1 protein-coding gene is annotated in these 520 nt (G+C 37.9%); it reads right to left on the bottom strand.

Going from position 1 to position 520, the window contains the following annotated elements; genetic code table 11:
• Window positions 1-107: 107 nt before the first annotated feature.
• On the bottom strand, window positions 108-520 hold a 413-nt coding region (locus GVO62_RS19305), incomplete at its 5' end, for a hypothetical protein (protein WP_236547248.1).

Here is a 520-nt window from a genome sequence, read left to right as displayed (position 1 = left end):
TAACACCCCACTAAGGGGCGATAACACATAGGCTAAAATTAGGAACGAAGTGACGCAGCCTATGTGTTAGCGTCCCAGCGAGCAGCGCGAGCGCCTTTAGTGTTTTGTTATATGCTACTCTTAAAAATCTTAATACTACCACTAGTAAACGCACCACTGTCGTATCGTTTTATAGAAGTAGCGAGTTCTTCCAAAGTACAACACTCTAGTTCAGTTCGAAATGGTAATGTATTGTGATTTGTTGAGACTGCACTTACGCGAATTTGTGACGACATTTCATCGAGCCATGCGTAAAACAATTTATCGTTACCAACATTACTTGAACTGTATATCGACAAAACACGGGATAAAAACAACTCAATATCCCTTTTAGTGGTTAGAGTAGTATCCTGCTTACTAAAACCGAATGAAACCAGGTTTTCATTGGCTTCCTGATTTATATCTGAAGAACTTTGAAGAGTTAGTTTTTCTTCTAGTTGTTTTAATTCTTTATTTAAAATCATGAGATGCTTACTGGCAT

The organism is Alteromonas sp. KUL150 (assembly GCF_009811475.1).
Classification (GTDB): domain Bacteria; phylum Pseudomonadota; class Gammaproteobacteria; order Enterobacterales; family Alteromonadaceae; genus Alteromonas; species Alteromonas gracilis.
This window is presented reverse-complemented; position numbering and strand designations above follow the sequence as displayed.